Annotated in this window: 14 protein-coding genes; all 14 read right to left on the minus strand. The window is 69.1% G+C overall.

The window, feature by feature from the left end:
- Nucleotides 1–60: 60 nt before the first annotated feature.
- Nucleotides 61–2,400, minus strand: coding sequence for an MMPL family transporter (locus tag QWJ41_RS16425; RefSeq protein ID WP_302709477.1), 2,340 nt, complete (start codon nt 2,398–2,400; stop codon nt 61–63).
- Nucleotides 2,401–2,444: 44 nt separating this feature from the next.
- Nucleotides 2,445–3,047 (minus strand): TetR/AcrR family transcriptional regulator, encoded by a 603-nt coding sequence (locus tag QWJ41_RS16430; RefSeq protein ID WP_302709478.1) that lies wholly within the window; start codon nt 3,045–3,047, stop codon nt 2,445–2,447.
- 737 nt (nt 3,048–3,784) lie between these two features.
- Nucleotides 3,785–5,323, minus strand: a complete 1,539-nt coding sequence (locus tag QWJ41_RS16435) for a putative type IV secretion/conjugal transfer ATPase (RefSeq protein ID WP_302709479.1) — start codon at nt 5,321–5,323, stop codon at nt 3,785–3,787.
- On the minus strand, nt 5,323–6,828 hold the full coding sequence (locus tag QWJ41_RS16440) for an SCO6880 family protein (RefSeq protein ID WP_302709481.1): 1,506 nt from the start codon (nt 6,826–6,828) through the stop codon (nt 5,323–5,325). Before QWJ41_RS16440 ends, QWJ41_RS16435 begins: the two co-directional genes overlap by 1 nt.
- Nucleotides 6,829–6,893: 65 nt before the next feature.
- The gene (locus tag QWJ41_RS16445) at nt 6,894–8,951 is read right to left on the minus strand and encodes a type IV secretion system protein (RefSeq protein ID WP_302709483.1); all 2,058 of its coding nucleotides are present in this window, start codon (nt 8,949–8,951) and stop codon (nt 6,894–6,896) included.
- Nucleotides 8,948–9,757, minus strand: coding sequence for a hypothetical protein (locus QWJ41_RS16450; protein ID WP_302709484.1), 810 nt, complete (start codon nt 9,755–9,757; stop codon nt 8,948–8,950). Before QWJ41_RS16450 ends, QWJ41_RS16445 begins: the two co-directional genes overlap by 4 nt.
- A gap of 1 nt (nt 9,758) precedes the next feature.
- On the minus strand, nt 9,759–10,634 hold the full coding sequence (locus QWJ41_RS16455) for a hypothetical protein (RefSeq protein WP_302709485.1): 876 nt from the start codon (nt 10,632–10,634) through the stop codon (nt 9,759–9,761).
- On the minus strand, nt 10,634–10,927 hold the full coding sequence (locus QWJ41_RS16460) for a hypothetical protein (protein ID WP_109691870.1): 294 nt from the start codon (nt 10,925–10,927) through the stop codon (nt 10,634–10,636). Before QWJ41_RS16460 ends, QWJ41_RS16455 begins: the two co-directional genes overlap by 1 nt.
- 38 nt (nt 10,928–10,965) lie before the next feature.
- Entirely contained in the window at nt 10,966–11,817 is an 852-nt protein-coding gene (locus QWJ41_RS16465) for a hypothetical protein (protein WP_302709486.1), read from the minus strand.
- Nucleotides 11,814–12,032, minus strand: a complete 219-nt coding sequence (locus tag QWJ41_RS16470; RefSeq protein WP_302709487.1) for a hypothetical protein — start codon at nt 12,030–12,032, stop codon at nt 11,814–11,816. The genes QWJ41_RS16465 and QWJ41_RS16470 overlap by 4 nt, the downstream gene beginning before the upstream one ends.
- Before the next feature lie 61 nt (nt 12,033–12,093).
- Nucleotides 12,094–13,047, minus strand: a complete 954-nt coding sequence (locus tag QWJ41_RS16475; RefSeq protein WP_302709488.1) for a hypothetical protein — start codon at nt 13,045–13,047, stop codon at nt 12,094–12,096.
- 319 nt (nt 13,048–13,366) lie between these two features.
- The gene (locus tag QWJ41_RS16480; protein WP_302709489.1) at nt 13,367–15,322 is read right to left on the minus strand and encodes a DUF3732 domain-containing protein; all 1,956 of its coding nucleotides are present in this window, start codon (nt 15,320–15,322) and stop codon (nt 13,367–13,369) included.
- Nucleotides 15,319–15,825: a three component ABC system middle component gene (locus tag QWJ41_RS16485; protein ID WP_302709490.1), complete on the minus strand. Its 507-nt coding sequence runs from the start codon at nt 15,823–15,825 to the stop codon at nt 15,319–15,321. Before QWJ41_RS16485 ends, QWJ41_RS16480 begins: the two co-directional genes overlap by 4 nt.
- Nucleotides 15,822–17,006, minus strand: a complete 1,185-nt coding sequence (locus QWJ41_RS16490) for an ABC-three component system protein (protein WP_302709491.1) — start codon at nt 17,004–17,006, stop codon at nt 15,822–15,824. Before QWJ41_RS16490 ends, QWJ41_RS16485 begins: the two co-directional genes overlap by 4 nt.
- Between the last annotated feature and the right edge of the window lie 45 nt (nt 17,007–17,051).

A 17,051-nucleotide genomic window follows, 5' to 3' on the forward strand; every position in this document is an offset into this window, starting at 1 on the left:
GTTGCCGGCGGGGGGTCCTGAACGTTCCCCGGAGGTTCGGCTCTGGATGCTTCGGTTCGCTCAGTTGCGGACCTCGATGCTTTGTCGGTCGGTGGCCTCGGCCTGCTGGTTGAGCATGGTCAGCAGCTTGTCGCCCTCGATGTCGAGGTCGGGCAGTAGGCGGTCGAGCCAGCGGGGCAGCCACCATGCGCGCTCGTTGAAGACGGCCATGAGGGCCGGGACGAGGGTCAGCCGGACGATGAAGGCGTCGATGAGGATGCCGGCGGCGAGGGCGAAGCCGATCTGCTTGATCATGATGTCGTGGCTGAAGATGAAGCCGGAGAAGACCGCGACCATGATGATCGCGGCTGCGACGACGACCCGGCTGGCTTGGTCGAACCCATGGACGACGCTTTGTCGGGCTGGCTGGCCGTGGATGTGTGCCTCGCGCATGGAGGAGACCAGGAACACCTCGTAGTCCATGGCGAGTCCGTAGAGGATGCCGGTGACGATGATCGGCATGAAGCTCATCAGTGGGCCGCCGGTGTCGAACCCGAAGAGGCCGCTGAGCCAGCCCCACTGGAAGACGGCGGTGGTGGCACCGAAGGTGGCCAGGATGCTGAGCAGGAAGCCGGCGGTGGCCTTGATCGGGACGACGATCGAGCGGAAGACCAGCATCAGGATCAGGATGGAGAGCACGATGATGATGGCGAGGTAGAGCGGTAGGACGTCGGCGAGCTTGTCGGACATGTCGATGCCGATGGCGGTGAACCCGGTCACGCCCAACTGCACCTGGTTCTCCCGGGCGATCGCGTTGTCGGGCTCGCGCAGCGACTTCACGAGGTCGCTGGTGGCCTCGTCGCTGGGGCCGGAGGTGGGGATGACGCTGAACACGGCCAGGTCGCCGGCCTCGTTGACGCCGACCGGGGCGGCCAGCACGATGTCGTCTCGGTCCTGGAGGCCGCCGATCAGTTTCGCGGTCAGCTCGGGCGTGACCCGGCCGGCTGTGCCGGTGGGCTCTGCGGTGACCAGGAGCGGGCCGTTGAATCCCTCACCGAAGCCCCGGGCGACCGCCTCGTAGCTCTGCCGGGCAGCGGTGTCCTGGTTCGCGGTCGCACCGGTGGGGATGCCCAGGTTCATGCTGGCCGCCGGGATCGCCATAACCCCCAGGATCGCGACCACGCCGGCGATGACCGGCCACCTGAACCTGATCACACCCTTCACCCAGTGGTCAGCGACGCTGTGGGACTCCGCGTCCACCTTGGCGCGGCGTCGGGCTCGGGCCTTGTCGGAGCAGATCCGCTCCCCGACCAGCCCCAGCAGGGCGGGCAGCAGGGTCAGGGCGATGAGCACGGCCAGGGCCACCGTGGAGGCCGCGACGAGTGCCATCGTGGACAACATGGCGATGCCGATGACGGTCAGCGCGGTCAGCGCGATGAGGACGGTGAGGCCGGCGAAGAAGACCGCACTGCCCGCGGTGCCGACTGCTCTGCCGGCTGCTTCCCGCGCGGTGAGTCCTCCATCGAGGATCAGCCGTCGCTGCCGGTTGACGACGAACAGCGCGTAGTCGATCCCGACGGCCAGGCCGACCATGAGACCGAGAACGGGGGTGGCGGAGTTCATCTCGACGACCGTGGAGAGCGCGTACGCGCCGCCCACCCCGATGCCGACACCGACCAGCGCGGTGACCAGGGGAAGGCCGGCCGCGATCAGGGAACCCAGGGTCAGCACCAGCACCAGGGTGGCGATGGCGAGACCGATCACTTCGCCGATGCCGACGGGGATCTCGATGGCCTTGAGCGAGTCGCTCGGGAGAACGGTGATCCCGGTTCCCTGCTCGGCGCGCTCCACCACCTCGACCACCGAGGTAACGTCGTCATCTGTCAATGAGGTCGAGGCGACCGTGAACTGGAACTGGAACAGCGCGACCTGCCCGTCCGAGGACACCAGCACGCCGGGCACCGGGGCCCCGTCCATCAGCAGCGGCTGGTAGGGCGGCGCCTGTCCCTGGTCCGACCCGGCCAGGGGATCGACCGGTGCATTGTCTGGCGGAGTGCCCGGGGCGCCCTCCTCGGCGGCACCCAGCGCGGCGTCGAGGGGGTTGACGACCTTCTCCAGGTCATAGACGTCGCCGACGGTGCCGCTGATCACCGCGAGTCGCTCCGGAGTGTCGAGCCGCTCACCGTCCGGGGCAGTGAAGACCACGCTGGCCTGACCCCCGGAGGCCTCGGGGAGCTCCTCGGCTACGCGGTCGAGGACGGTCTGGGCCTCGGTGCCCTCGATCTTCATCTCGGAGCTGACGCTCACCCCGTTGATGGCCACGGCACCGACGACCACCGTGAGGACGGCGAGCCAACCCGCAATGAACAGCCAGGGCCTGCCGAACGCGGTTCGTCCGAGCCGGTACAAGAAAGTGGACATGGGTCTGGTGCTCCTTGGGGGGCGAGAGGCGGCGGCGTCTAGATCTAGAGGCCGTGGCGCAGGTAGTCGAAGGCGATGTCGAGGAACGAGCCGTAGTCCATCGATGCGGGGGTGGCGTCGCTCTCGCCGCCGAGGTGTACATCGAGGGTCCCCTCGAGGGCGGCCATCACGGCGCCGTACACGGCACCGAACAGCAGGGGCACGTAGACGGTGGGGTACCGGTCCCCCGCCACCGAGGCCAAGAGGTCCTGTGCGGTATGGCGCATGCGTTGCTGAACGCCAAGTACGTAGGGCTCCAGGGTCGGATACTGCCGCGCCATCGCCATCAGCTCGCGCATCCTCACCAACGCGTCTGCGGTGAACTGCGTCCTCATCACGGCCAACAGGGCATCGAGCAGGGACAGGTCAGCGGGAAGGCCGGTCAGGATCGCACTCGCGTCCTCGACACCACCGAACGCGACCGAAGCAACTGCCTCCTCCTTGCACGAGAAGTGGTTCGCGAAGGTGCGCCGGGAGTACCCCGCCCGCTCCACCACGTCCGCAGTGACAAACCCCGACAAGCCGCGCTCACGGGTCAGCTCGAACGCCGCCTGGGCCAGCGCCTCTGCCGTCGCCTCGCGCTTGAGATCCCGCAACCCACGATCCATGCCCTCAGTATGCCGGTCCCTACCCAATGAGAAAAAGTGCCCAATGCGCAGCTCGGCATTCACCTCCGCGCGGTTCCGTAGAGCGCGCCATCTCAGTCAGTTGCTCTCGCACCTGCCGCAGCCGTTTCTGCGCCAGATGCTCGACCGCGGCGACCACCAACTGGTCGCGGGTCCCGCAATGGTGGGGCTGGGCGCCCCGCGGCAGCCCGGCCTTCTGCGCAACCGCCGCGCCGGCGGTGCCGGTGCAGCCGAGCTCGACCAGACACGTGATGGTGGCGTCCGGGAGGCCGCCACGCTCTCCAGCCGAGCGGTCCTCCTCCCATCTGAATGCAGGTGCACCTCCGCGGGTTGCATGCGTGCATGAATGTATGGGGACTGCGTTCCCGTTGCTTCCGCGAGTGATGGAGTCGCATGAAGGCAGGGTGAGGTCATGGCCAGAGTGGTCCTCGACTATCCGCACCGTCAGGCCGGGCACTGTGGCTCCGGTGCCTTGCGCGACCTGATGGAGTGGGAGGGGCTCGGCTGGGCTGGTAAGGGGTTCCGAGGCCGCCTGGCCGGCGTGCTCGCCGCCGCTCAAGGGTCCCGGATCACCTGTCCGGTGACGTTCTCGGTGACGGCTCCCGATCCGGCACACGCTTCCCGTTGCGACGTCTCTGAACCTGAGTGTCCGCACAGGCTCGAGGGGACGCTGCCCATGCTCAGGTTCGTCGCAGAACCGTCAAAATTCGCGCGAACTTCTAAAGTGCGGCCTCGATGGCCTCGTTGGTGTAGTAGAGCTTCTTCTCCAGCGGGTGGAGCACCGTCTGGACCTTGTAGGTGGCGTCTCCGACGCACCACAGCGCGCGGCCCTTGTCCTGCATCGCCCACCCGGAGACGAGGTCCTGGGCGATCGGGCCGAAGCCGAGCATCGAGTCGAGCTCGCGCGCGACGCGCGGCTTCTGACCGCCGAGGATCTTGATGTCGGCCAGCTCGAGGAGGTCCTTGGCGATCATCGCGGCTTGGGAGTCGGCGTCGCCGACCGAGAGCAGGTCGGAGGGCTTGTGGAGGTTGGCGAACTGGATGTCGCCGCCCTTGCCGGCCATGCCGCGCGAGAGCCGCAGGTCGGCGTCGAAGCTCATCACCGCGGAGACGCCGAGGCGCATCTGCTTCCAGACCTCGTCGCGTACGACGATGCGCAGGTCGCCGGGCTCGGCGATCTCGCGCAGGCCGCGGCCCCAGGAGTTCATGCACAGCAGCGCGATGCCCACGGCCTCGTCGCCGAGGCCGTCGAGTCGGGAGAGGCTGAACGACTGGATCGGGGCGCGCCAGTCGACCTCGATGTTGGTGAAGTCGTCGAAGAGGCCGGCGAGGGTGCCGGTGACCAGCTCGCCGAGCGCGTTGCGCAGCAGCCGGGTCTGGTCGAGGAACTGGCGGGTGTTCCCGTACTCGCACGCCCGGACGAGTTCCTCGGTGGGGTTGCGCAGCAGGTCCCATAGCCGCGGGATGGTGGTCTCGGTGAGGATCGAGTTGCCGGCGGCGTAGCCGGTGAGGATGGCCAAGGCGTTGCGGACGACGTCGCTCTCGTCGGGTCCGAACGGCACTCGGCGCTGGTCGTCGAGCTTCATGCTGCCGACGAGGCCGCGGATCAGGACCAGCCAGCGCTTGAAGATGATCGTGGTGCGCCGTTGGGCTTCCTCGGCCGAGAGCTTCTCCCAGTCGTGGCCGAGCGGGCCCATGGCCAGCGGGTTGATTCGTGCCCAGAAGCCGGGGGCGATGACGAACGGCTCGACGCCGAGCGCGCGGCACAGTGACTCGTACTCGTCCTTGGGGTCACCCAGGACCAGGGTGCGGTAGCCGAAGGGCATCATCCGGGTGCAGAACGCCTTGGTGGTGCCGGACTTGCCGGTGCCGGGCTTGGCGAACTGGAAGATGTTCGGGTTGGTCGCCGACACGTCGTCGCGCAGCACCCAGCCGAAGGGGTCGCAGTAGAACGAGCCGCCGGAGAGCTGGTCGACGCCCATCTGCGCCCCGGTCGGCGGCAGGGCCGGCGCGGACACGAACGGCCAGAACACCGGTGCCTGGTCACTCGTCATCCGCCAGGCCTGCGCCGGGGCGGTGGCGGGGGCCCAGCCGCGGCCGCGGCGGGCTGCACCGCGGCGCGGGGCGTACTTGAAGATCCGGGGCTCCTTGGCCTCCGGGGCGGGCTGGGGGATCGTGGGCAGGTCGTGGCCGAAGTCGGAGAGCAGGGCGGCCATGTCGCGGCCGCCGCCGCGGTTCCGGCGGGTCGTGGTGGGCATCAGGCGTCTCCGCTCCGGGTCAGGCTCATCCCGACGGGGATGGTCGAGGCGGCGAAACCGACGTCCTGGGCCAGGTCGAGCCGCAGGGGCGCAAACCCGGCGCGTCGGATCGAGGCGTCCAGGCGACGGCCGAACTCGGTGATCCGCAGCGTCTTGGGGACCGTGACGGTGCACACGGCGTAAGGCCGGACCAGCGCGTTGCCGTGGGCCAGTTTGGCGTCCAGGCCGCGGGCCTTGTGGGCCTCGTCGCGCTGCTTGGCACGGGTCTTGCGGCCGAGCTTCTCGTTCATTCCCTCAGCCAGGTCTGCGGCCCACTCGGCGTTGCCGGACTGCCGGTCGGCCTTGGACTGGGACACGATCGGGAAGGCGACGACGAACGAGCGTCGCTCACCGGACTCGCTCGGGGTGAGGATCGGCGCTAGGGCGCCCATCGCCACGCCGCGGGTCGGGAGTTTGATGGTGGCGCTGATCGAGTTCCACGCGTCGTGGCTGTAGTGCCGCACCGTCGCGTCGGCGCCCGAGGGCCCGGCCAGCGCCCACGGGACGTCGGCGTTCACGCTCGGGTCCTTCTCTCGCATGGCGAGGGCCTCGACGATGCCGGCGCGATCGCCTGGGGCGAACCCGGTCCGGGACGCCAGGGCGAGTTCCGGCGAGGTGAGCCAGCGGACCGACGTCATCCCCATCGGGCCCCGCAGCTGGGCCTCGATCTCGGCCATGAGCAGGTAGAGCTCGCGGCAGCGGCCCTCGAAGCCACCGCCGGACTCCTTGGCCGAGCGGGCGATCCGGGTCTCCGGGACGACGATTGTCACGAACTGCTCGGTGCGCACCGACGCCTGGGTGAGGCCCACGGCGAGGTCGCTGTTGACGATCTCGGACAGCTGGGGGGCGTTGTCGCGGCGGTGCTTGTTGACCCACAGGTCGCGCTCGGCGCCGTCCTCGGGGACGGTGCGGACCATGAACAGGATCTCGTCGATCTTCTCGGTGCGGCCGGCGACGTCGAGCAGCCCGGCCAGCGCCTCGCCGTAGCGGCTGCGCTCCTCGGTGTCCTTCATGCCGATGCCGGGGTGGACGATCGAGGCGGTGACTGCCCAGGTCTTCGTGGCGTCATCGTGGATCACTCCGACCCGCTGGAGCTGGGAGCCGTGCGGCGGGCCGTCGTGGATCTTGATGCCCTGCAGCACCCCGGGAAGGTCGGGGGTGTCGAGGTCCTCGGCGCGGCCCTCGGTGGCCTTGGCACGGAACGAGGTCCAGCCGAGCAGCCCGCCGACGGCGTACATCGTCGAGGCGAACACCCAGCCGGTGGCCGAGCGGCCCCGGACCGGGATGACGGTGATGGCCAGCAGGAACAGCCAGACTAGGGCGAACAGGAACGCGGAGAACCACGCTCCGCGGCTGATCGCCCAGAACGCCGGCAGGCTGGCCAGTGCCAGGAACATCAGCTGGCCTCCGGAGAGGCCGAAGAACCAGCCGATGCGGTCGCGCTGGTAGTCGGCGTAGATGGTCATCGTCGGTTTCCTTCCGGGTCACTGCGTGTCGATCGGGGCTGGGGGCAGGTCGTGCGGCGCATCGGCTACACCGCCACCGGGGGGATCGCGCCGCCAGCTGCACCGGCTCCGCCGCCACCTCCGGCCGCTCCCCCGCCGCCGCCTGCGGCCGGGGTCTTGGGCGCTGCTCCGGCACCACCGCCGCCCTGTCCGCCAGAGCCGCCGCCCTGGCCGCTAGAGCCGCCTCCCGAGCCACCGGCGGGTCCGCCGCCGGTGGGCAGCGTCGGCGGGGTGGGCGGGGCAGGCGGGGTCGGCAACGGCGAGTCGTCGTCCCCGCTTTTCTGCGAGCCGGGGTGCGTGCCGCTGCTCTGGTCGCCCGACTGGCCACCGGACTGGCCGGACTGGCGGCCGCCCATGTTGCTGAAGTCGGGTCCGTAGGTGCTCTGCCCGACGCCGGCCTGGTTGGTCTCGTCCGACATCAGGGACGTGGCCTTCGCTCCGGCGCTGCTGACTATCCCGAGCCCGGCAGCGAACGCCTGTCCGACCGGGCCGAAGCTGCCAAGGGCGCCCTGGGTGGACTTGTTGAACCGATCGCCGGTCGAGGCCTCGGCGCTCTGCTCACCCGACGAGCGACCGTTGCCGTCGGTGGTCGAGGCGGCCGATGAGCCGCCGCCGGCACCGCCGCCGCTCAGCAGCCCCTGGAGGCCGCCCTGGATGGCCATGCCCTGACGGAACGACGCGCCGCTGGGGGTGCCGGGGTCGACGAAGGCCAGAAGCTTGAACAGCGCCAGCGGCGCGACGACGCTGATCAGGATCGTCATGACCGCCGGCAGGGCCGTGCCGAACGCCTTGGCGGTGCCGTCGGCGAGGTGGGCGGCGACGCCGTTGGCGAACTGCACGCCGATGCCCAGCACCATCACCATGAGCACCGGGGTGAACGCCGCGGCGTGGAACCAGCGCAGCGACTTCCAGAACCAGGAGCGGGTGAAGTCGGAGACCAGCCCGGCCGCGGAGAGCGGGCCGGTGGCGACCAGGACCAGCAGCGAGGCCGCCCTTGCGAGGTAGACCAGGACGTGTCCGATCGCGGCGATCCACAAGAAGATGCCGAGGAAGGCCAGCGCGGTGGCCACGCCGGCCTCGGTGATGTTGTCGACGCCGAGGCCGCCCAGGGGATCCCAGTCGGGCCAGGTCTGCACCTTGAGCAGCGACTTCATCAGCGCTTTGGTGATGGCGCCGCAGGCCGCGACGATCATGACGCAGTAGCCGAACCAGGAGGCGCAGACCAAGACGAACTGGCCGGCGCCGATGAACGCCCGCGCGAGGCCCTTGCCCTCTCGTTTGAAGGCCGCGGCGCCGAGCTGGATCATCGCCAAGATGATCACCAGGGCGAGCGCGAGCCACAGGGTGAAGACGTAGACGTCCTTGCCGGGTCCGTCGTCGCTCAGGTCGGGGGTCAAGAACAGCTCGCTGAACGTGAGCACGATGCGCAGCACGAACAGGCCGGAGCTCCAGACCGCGAGCATGGCTGCGGTCCAGGCATCGGCCGCCGCCTTGGCGATGACGTCGCCGATGTTCTCGAACGGGTTGGGGATGTCACCGAGGCCGGGGATGCCGGCGCCGAAGAGGTCCCCCACGTTCGGGAGGCCGGGGATGCCGGGCACCCCCGGGACGCCAGGGAGTCCGATCCCCGGGAGCCCGGCGTCGCAGATCGCGTCGAGCAGCCCACACCCGCCGACTCCCGGCACCACTCCCCCGACTCCCTTGGCGCAGTCGGTGAGGCTGGGGTTGTCGAGGCACTCCTGGACGCCCTCGACCTGGTTCTCGATCTCGTCCTTGACGCCACCGGCCGCGTCTTTGCCGCACTCGACCGGGTCCTCCGCGCACTCGAGGGCGTCGCCGCCGAGGTCGCACAGTTCGTCGGGACCAAGGCAGCCCATCTTGAGGGTGCGGGCCGGCAGCTGGCTGGTGGTCTCGACCGTGGCGACCTGCGCTGTGCTGGCTGCCGTGCTGGTCGCCGGCTCGGCCGCGGCGACGGCTGGCGGCTGGATGGTCGTGGCGGCTCCGAGAAGCGTGGTGAGGACCAGGACCGCCAGGGCGCCGATGCCCAGCCTGGTCACCCGGTGGAAGAGGTCGGCGGTGCTCACTGGGGTGCTCCGTTGATCGGGATCCAGCCGGCCTGCTTGTACTCCGGCGTGCCCGGCGCGACCGCCTTGGGCTGTCCGGTGGAGACCAGGTGCTCGATGTCTGCGGTGCTGCCCTGGACCAGGCGCCAGTCGCCCACGCCGTCGACCTCGAGCCACCGCATCAGCTGGGTGCCGGCGTAGAGGCCGTCGCTGACCTTGCCGTTGGCGGTGGTGAGGGTGACGTAGCTGAGCAGGCTCACCGCGTAGTAGCCGGTGTCGAGCTCCTCGAGGGTGTAGGCGATCGGCGTCACGGCGTACGACGCGGGCGGGGGGACGTCCCCCTCCTTCGGGACGCCGGCCTGCTGGCGGCGCAGCGCGACAGCGTCGCGGGCGCGCTGCTCGAAGGCGGCCTTGTCCTCGGGGTTGGCGTACAGGCCGGCGACGGCGCCGGCCTGGTCGTAGTCGAACCCGACCTGCGCCTTGGCGACCTCGACTTGCAGCGCGACCGCGCCCAGGTCGGTCTGGGGGAACCGGGTCGGGTAGCCGTCGACATGGTCGGCGCCGGTCGGGATCACGACGCCGTCTGCGGGTGCGCTCTCCGGGGCAACCTGGTCGACCGAGACGTTCTGCCCCTGCTGCCCCGTCTGGCTCGAGGAGTCCCCGGTGGTTTTGTCGGTGCCGGTGTTGTCATCGGTCCGGCCGCGCGCTCCGAGCCAGACGGCGGTGGCCACGAGGGCGGCGATCGCCACCAGGACTCCCACGCGGAGCAGGGTGGTGCGCGACTCCCCCATCGAGTCGTTGACCCGGTTGCTCATCCCGTTTCGCATGTCAGTGCTCCCCTTCCGTGTCGCCGGGGTGGGCGGGTTCGGTGGTGTGGTCGGTGGACCAGGTGCGCCAGCCGGCCTCGCGTGCCAGCTGGGTGCCGGGCCAGGTCGCGGGTGCGGGTGCCGGCGGGGCGCCGGGGGCGACCATCCAGCGGCCGCCGACCCACTGCATGCGCTCGCAGTGCGCGAAGGCGATCTGTCCTTCGGACTTGTAGGTGGCGCTGACCTTCATCAGCACGCAGACCGTCGTCCAGTCGGGGCCGTCGGTGCCCTTGACCAGCGCGGCGGCCGGCTCCAGGGACACCGAGGCGCTGGGGTCTTCGACCTCGCCCATCCCGGTGCTGGAGAGGAACGCACGGACGCTGGCGGTGATCCACCAGTCCTCAGCGCGGACCCCGCCGGGCAGCGCCCAGGCGTTGTAGACCTCCTCGGCGGTGCTCAGGCTCATCGACTGCAGCACCGCGAGGTCGATCTGGGCGAGCTGGCCGATCGCGCCCTCCGGGGTCTGCGGGAACCCGGTCATCACGAACGCGGGTCCGTTGACTCCGGTCCCGGTCGGGATCTTGATCTCGGGTGCCTTGGCGCTGGTGGTCTCGGCCGGGAAGGCGGCGCTCTCGGGGACGGTCAGCATCGGCTCGGCCGCGATCTCATCGCGGTGCGCGGCACCGCGGGCCACCGTCGAGCGCTCGGTCTCGCCGGTGGCGACGCCGGTGCTCGCGCTGGCCTCGTCACCGATGCCGGCGATCGCCAGGTAGACCGCGTACGCGAGGCCGCCGAGCAGGAGCGCAGCCACGGCGACGGCGGCGGCCAGGATGCCGAGCAGCCGGCGCCGGCTCCACTCGCTGGTGCCTTCTGCCTTCTTCGTGGCTGCGCGCCGCATCAGATGCAGCCCTTGCCGAGGATTCCGTTGAGCATGCCGGGCAGCACCAGGTAGGCGATCGCGCAGGCGAACACGACCACCACCGAGATCACGCCGACCTTGGAGGCGTGCGGCAAGGAGAACACTCGGCCGGCGATGATCGCACCGATCGCGATGATGATGCCGAGCCCGAACAGGACGATGACGCCCCACAGCACGTAGCTGGTGATCTCGTTGGTGGGGCCGACAGCACCCGGGGGCGCCTTCGGGCAGACAGCCATCACGGTGGTTGCGGTTGCGGTCATGACGTCCATGGGTGGACTTCCTTTCTGGGTTGCTGACTCCGGGCGGGTCAGGCGCTTTCGCCGCCGGTGTCGGTGGGCAGATGTGCGGGCTCGAGCAGCTGACGTGCTGCCGAGATCAGGGGGGCCGGGACGGGTCGGGAGCCCAGGCCGTTGACCGCGAGCTCGCGGTCCTCGGGGATCTCCACGCACCGGTCCCCGTCCAGGACGCGGCGGACGGCGGGGCCGCCGGCGTGCTCAAGGCCGCGCGGCCACTTCTTGCGGCGGGGCCCGCGGACGGCGAGCGCAATCTGCTCGGGCTGCCAGTAGCCGGCCAGCAGGTCCATGGCGACTCCGGCGCGACGCATCCCGGGGACGGTGGCGGTGGTGACCAGGACGATCTGGTCGGCGGCGCGGACGGCTTCAGCTAGCCAGCAGTCGGTGGCCAGCAGCTGGCCCGCCTCCCAGCCGATGTCGAGAATGGTCAGCTGGGTCTCGTTCTGTGCCTCGGTGGGCAGCGGGACCTCGTCGACGCCAGCGAGGACCTCGCTGGCGCGCTCGAGCAGGACGTGGTCGCGCTTGCCCTGACGCCAGTCGGTCGGGTGAAGACCGAGCTCGGCGGTGCTCGCCGCGGCGAGTCCGGAGGCGGTGACCGAGCAGCACTCGATGACTCGGACCGGGGCGGCTGCGGCGAGACCGGTGGCCAGGGCGAAGGTGCTCGCGCCGACCGAGCCTGCGGACCCGATAACGGCGATGGTGTGCTCGCCGTCGGCCGGTGACCAGTTGTCCTCGGCGGCGGTGCCGCGACCGCGGGGGCCCTGGCCGGCGCCGGGACCGGTGCGGAACTCGCCGGCGTTCAGTGCGTGCCAGGCGCGCTTGAGCTCGTCGACCCCGACCGGGCGGCTCGGGGTCTGGGTGCTCACTGGGCCTTCCCGAGGGTGCCGCGGCGGAACTCGAGCGCGGCGCGGACCTCGGTCGGGGTCAGGGTCGCCAGCTGCGCCTTCGCGGCCTGGACTTCGTGAAGCTGGGCGACGCAGCCGCTCAGCTGCTTGATCGCCTCGATCTCGCGGCCGGCGATCGCGAACAGCTCGGCGATCTGCTCCGGCGTACGGGTCTCGCCGTCGTGGGTGTTTGTCATGGGCTTCACCACCTCCAGTCGCCTATGTGTCGCGGGGTGGCGCGAGCGATCACTTCCGGGCCTATTCGTCATGGCCGAACTTCCTCGGGGCAGCCTCGGCGAGGGCGCGCATGGAGCGAGAGCCGTGGCGACGGACGGTGGCCTCAGAGACCCCGATGCGGGGCGCGACCCGGCTGGACACCTCGTTGCTGAGCAGGCCGCCGTACCCGCGCGCCAGCCTGCGGGTCTCGACTCGGTCGGCCTCCTCGACAAGGCACAGCAGCAGGTACCGGTCCGCGGGACTGATGACCTGGTGGTCGCAGGCCCACGCGAGCAGTTCAAGGAGCTCCTCGGTGGCCGACGGCTCCTCCTGCTCGGGTCCGGAGTCGGCGAGGATCTCGGGGCGGTGGAACAGCGCGCCGGCGACCCGCTCGGTCGGCATCTCGGCCGAGTAGCCGGCACCGCCGTCGACGCTCGTCAGTTCGCCGGCCGAGAAGGACTCGACGAGGGTGGTGTTGGCCCAGGTGCGGTCGGCGCGGGAGACGTAGAAGAAGTCGCCGACCTCGCGGAGGACACCGACGCGGGTGTTGATCAAGATGTTGGCAGCGACCTTGCGGGTCCGGCGCCACTTGAAGGTGCGGACCTCGATCCACAGCTGCGAAGCCACGAGCTCGTCGACCCGCTCGACTGCTGACCATGTGCCGGCCATGACCGGCTGGCTGTCGCGGAAGACCTCGCGTGGCGGGAGGGTGCTCAGCCAGCCCGCGAGCCGGCAGGCGCCGGGCAGCAGGCACTTGGCCAGAGCGGCCGCAGCGGCGATGTCGTCGCCGCCATCGGGGGCCGCCAGCATGGCCAGCGCGAGGAGGACCTGGTCGGAGGTTTCGTGGTCCACCGTCGGTAGCCAAGCGCGGAGGTCGTCGAAGTTGTCGACGACGCCGAGGCGCGGATCGGCTGCCACCCAGGCCGGCCACTTCTGGCGGGCCTGGTCGAGCAGTTCGCTGTTGACGTCGAGGCCGAGCTGGTCGCCCACACTCATCGCGCTCGCTCCTTTCGTCCGTGGCTGAGCACGGCAGAAAGGTCGCGAGCGGGCGTCCCCGCATCCGTCCCCCCAATCCCCTGATTTCGAGGGGGGACGCATGCTCGACGGGGATACGGTCGTTGCGTTTGCGCAGGTCAGAGCGGGGGGACGCCCCCGTCCCCCCGAAAAATGAAAAAGTTCCCGGCCGACCCTTGCGCGGCCTTCTTTGTCGAGATGCAGCGAAGATTGACTTTGCCTACGACAAGTCAATCTATTTGAGTTATGTCAGGGTGATTGGGACCTGTTGGCGGCGACGTCGCGGCTGTCCATGTGGTCGCTAGAGCCACGCGGCTGGGATAAGTGCACGACCCTCGTGCCAATCCTCGACGAGACTGTCGCGGAACCAGTCCTCGTCGATTTCAGCGTGCTCGGTCATGATCACCTGGAATCCGGCATCGCCTTGAGTGGCCTCGTACGCGACTCGTAGCAGTCGCTCCGCGGCGGCCATATCTCCGATGCGCTCTTCCGCGACGGTCACGGTGTCGGATTCGCGCGGGAAGTAGACCTGGCTTGGCTGGTCGAGGAAGAGCATGTGCGGCACTGGTCGGGCCGCCTCCGCGTACTGCTGGTGCAGCGCAAGATGGGTGACCATGTGGTACGCCACCCACGCCTCACCGCTGCCGACGCGGCGCAGCGGGATGGGACCGTTGGGGCCGTCGACAACTACCGTGAGCTCTCGCGCGTCAAACCGAATCGGATAGCTCGACCATTCGAGATCCAAAGGCGCGGCAGAGGCAGTCATGGTCTGGGAAAGCCGAGAAACGATGGAGGCCATCCGGTCACGTACTGCACCAGGCCCAACCCTCTCTTCGAGCTCCTGAATCTCGGTCTGCAGCCGAGAGACTCGAAGGCGCAGATCCGCCAGCCGGGTCTCCTCGGCCACGGACTCGAGGAACAGAGAGACCCGTCCGAACCAGAGGAGTCGCTGATCGCGCTGGTCGACGTTGCCCTGCAGGCGGCGCTGCTCCAGGTCAAGCGCTTCGAGTTGCCCCGTGACCTCAACCATCTGACGCCGCAGGTCACTCGCGCGTCCAGCGAGATCCTCTGCCAAGGCGCGCAACTGCGGCGGGTCCTGAGAGAACGCGGCAACCGTCTGTTCGAGGCTACGAAGCGAGGCCAGCACGTCGGCATGTGCCGGCAGAGTCTGGTCGAGCTCGGAGGAGCACAGAGGGCACTCGTGGAGTTCGGGTGCACCCTCTGGGAGCTCAGCCCCGAGTCTTAGCCGCTCGACCTGGTCCGCCGCAGCACTGTCGAAGCCTGAGCGCGCGTCGTAGAAGTCGCGGGTTTCGCTGAGCTGCTCCTGGGTGGCTTGGTAGTCCTCTCTGAGGGTTCGCGCCTGGTCTCGAAGAGCTCGACGTCGTGTGTTGAGTCGGTCGGTGGTAGCGCTGGCGTCGATCTCGCGGTCGTCAGCGTCCTCGATGGTGACGACCTGGAGGCGGGCAATGGCCTCATGTCGAGGAACCGACTCGCCATCTGGCGTCTGAGTGTCGACCGGCTCGATGGCTCCCAGGTCGATGCCTTCGAGGAGCAGCCTTGACGCCCGGGAGCCTTCGACGTCAGCGAGGTCTTCGAGCTCCCTGACTTGCTGTTGGACGCGGCGGAGTTCGCGGCGCCGGTCGGCCAAGCGGCGGGCCAGGGCTAGGTCGTCGGCGTCTACCGCTCCGAGGAAGAACGGTAGGGTGTCGCGGATCGAAGCCTTGACGAAGTCGTCGCTCTGGCGGTGGAAGAGCAAGGTGTTGCTGCTGATCTCGTTCTGACTCTGGAACAGCAGCCGTGAGGCGTGCCTGATGGTGGCGCTGTAGGTCGGTGCCAGGCGTCCGTCTGGGTCGGCTGTGCGGGGAATGCCGGCGAGCTCGGTCAGCAGCGCTTCCAGTCCTGGGACGTTGGTGACCGGCTCGAGCGAACCGGCGGCCGGAAGCTCGGTCTGGTCGTACAGGACACATACGTCGTTGGAAGCAGGGCGGCCGGCTTCGGGTCCGCGGCGAGCGACGAGGACGCGCGACTCACCCACGACGAGCTCGACGGCGTACCAGGCGACGTTGTCGCGGATCACGCCGTCGGCGACGCGGCACTCGCCGCTGGCAAGGCAGTAGTCGACGATGTCGATGATCGCGGACTTTCCGGTGCCGGAGTCGCCGGTGATGATGTTGAGCGCGTCCGTCTTGAAGGGCACGACGCGTGGTTCGCGGTCACCGTGAGGGAAGAGGATGATCCTGCTCAGTTGGAAGCTCATGCGCTCACTCCCCAGAGGGTCAGCTGGTATTGCCAAGTGCCGTTACGTGCCAGCCAGCGCCCAAGCTTGGTGGCTTCCTTGAGGATCTCGCCGGCGACGGCGCCGGTGCGGTCAAGACGCGTCTTTGTCAGTCGCGTCGGCCCTTGGCTGATCGTCAGCGCGGGCCGGTCGACGGTCAGGATTCCTTCGCGCACCCCGACGAGCAGTGCTTCACGGACATGCGGGCGAAGCAGCCTCACCCGTCCGGGTGTGAGAAATCGGATGTCGGGGTGGTCGGTCAGCCAAACCACGAGGTCAGTGCGTGAGTTGTAGGGGAGCTGTTGACGGGAGTGCTCGTGGAGGAGCAGCGGCACGCAAAGGAACGGGAGTGGCCAGGGAAGTCCCTCGCCACGGGCGGCTTCGTAGGCGCTCGCCGCCTGCCGGATCGTGACCGCGAGAAAGTACGGATTGAAGAGGTTCGCCTCCTCGCGCACCCGTGTTTCCCACGCCGGCAGCGTCGTCATGCTGTGCTCTCTCCGATTGCACTGGACAAGATGCTCTCGAAGTTGGGGTGCCAGCCGACGCGCATCTGGTCGCTGAGTATGTGGAACGAGCCGCGGGTGACGAAGGCCGCGGTGCACCGTGGGCGGATGGGAAAGTCGGCCTCGAGCTCAAACCACTTGTAGAACTGCTTAGCCTCGCGCCGCATCTCTTCTTCAGCAGCGGCCGGGCCGATCTCATCGCACATCACGGTGAACCGGCGGCGCCACTCGCTCACGAGGTCGGACTCGTAGTCGGCAAGGTCGCCGACAGTGAGCAGCTCGGCCCCGAGCCAGCGTGAGCGCTGGCTGAAGGCCTGCATGTAGTCCTTTGCTGCTTGCAGCACCCGGGTGCCGGAGACTGGTAGCAGCGCGAGTTGCCGGGCGAACATGCTGTCGCCGACATCGCCCAGGTCGGCGTCAGCCGGCTCGGGCACGTCGATGGGGAGATTGTCCGCCGTCAACGCGTCACTGAGTGACTCGATCTTCAGGTCGATCTCGATCGAGTTGATGGCTCCCGGACGCTTCTTGCTCAAGTGTTCGGCGCAGCGTGCGTACCACCACTCAACCATCCGTTCGCGGACATAGTCGACCCGGCTCGGCCGGACGAAACGCAAGCGCTGGTTCAGTCGATCGTCGAGCCCGTCGATCTCGGGGGCTTCGAAGATGATGCGGACGCGATCGAGCAGGCTCAGGCGCTGGGTGCGGTTGAGGTCACGGAACGCCTTGCGGGCTGCTTGGGTCGACACGGCGTTGCTGGCTTTGGCGTAATCGAGGAGCAGCTCTTCGGCCTTCTCGACGTTTCGGTCTGAGATGCCCAGCAGCGCGGGCGCGGAGTCATCGGCGCATCCCGCCGTCGTGATGAGGAACAGGCATGCGTCGTCGGACAGCTCGCCTGCGACCAGCCGTGCGCACCACACCCGGAGTGTCGTCCACAGGTCCGTGTTGGCGGTCGTCAGATCCGGCGGTCGCTCGCCCTGGTGGTGCTTGAGTTGCAGGAGCTCCATCGGCTCCGCGCCTAGTGGGAATGTGACGTCGTCGAGTGTCTCGATCTCGACCAGGAGCGGTGAACCGTCCATACGCTCCAGCGCAGCCAACAGCGAGTACTTGCACTGGTACAGATAGCCCAGGGCCGATGCCGCCGCACTGAAAGGGTCCGAGCTCAACGTTGCCTCCCCGCCGTACTCGACCGGAACCTAGCATCGCCGACT

The sequence above is a fragment of the Nocardioides cremeus genome, assembly GCF_030518195.1.
Lineage (GTDB): Bacteria > Actinomycetota > Actinomycetes > Propionibacteriales > Nocardioidaceae > Nocardioides > Nocardioides cremeus.

What these genes read in the sequence shown, in the direction of transcription:
- QWJ41_RS16440 (WP_302709481.1), bottom strand. Translation starts at nt 6,828, where the DNA reads ATGACCATCTACGCCGACTACCAGCGCGACCGCATCGGCTGGTTCTTC.
- QWJ41_RS16485 (WP_302709490.1), bottom strand. Translation starts at nt 15,825, where the DNA reads ATGACGACGCTGCCGGCGTGGGAAACACGGGTGCGCGAGGAGGCGAAC.
- QWJ41_RS16470 (WP_302709487.1), bottom strand. Translation starts at nt 12,032, where the DNA reads ATGACAAACACCCACGACGGCGAGACCCGTACGCCGGAGCAGATCGCC.
- QWJ41_RS16450 (WP_302709484.1), bottom strand. Translation starts at nt 9,757, where the DNA reads ATGCGAAACGGGATGAGCAACCGGGTCAACGACTCGATGGGGGAGTCG.
- QWJ41_RS16430 (WP_302709478.1), bottom strand. Translation starts at nt 3,047, where the DNA reads ATGGATCGTGGGTTGCGGGATCTCAAGCGCGAGGCGACGGCAGAGGCG.
- QWJ41_RS16425 (WP_302709477.1), bottom strand. Translation starts at nt 2,400, where the DNA reads ATGTCCACTTTCTTGTACCGGCTCGGACGAACCGCGTTCGGCAGGCCC.
- QWJ41_RS16460 (WP_109691870.1), bottom strand. Translation starts at nt 10,927, where the DNA reads ATGGACGTCATGACCGCAACCGCAACCACCGTGATGGCTGTCTGCCCG.
- QWJ41_RS16435 (WP_302709479.1), bottom strand. Translation starts at nt 5,323, where the DNA reads ATGCCCACCACGACCCGCCGGAACCGCGGCGGCGGCCGCGACATGGCC.
- QWJ41_RS16480 (WP_302709489.1), bottom strand. Translation starts at nt 15,322, where the DNA reads ATGAGCTTCCAACTGAGCAGGATCATCCTCTTCCCTCACGGTGACCGC.
- QWJ41_RS16455 (WP_302709485.1), bottom strand. Translation starts at nt 10,634, where the DNA reads ATGCGGCGCGCAGCCACGAAGAAGGCAGAAGGCACCAGCGAGTGGAGC.
- QWJ41_RS16475 (WP_302709488.1), bottom strand. Translation starts at nt 13,047, where the DNA reads ATGAGTGTGGGCGACCAGCTCGGCCTCGACGTCAACAGCGAACTGCTC.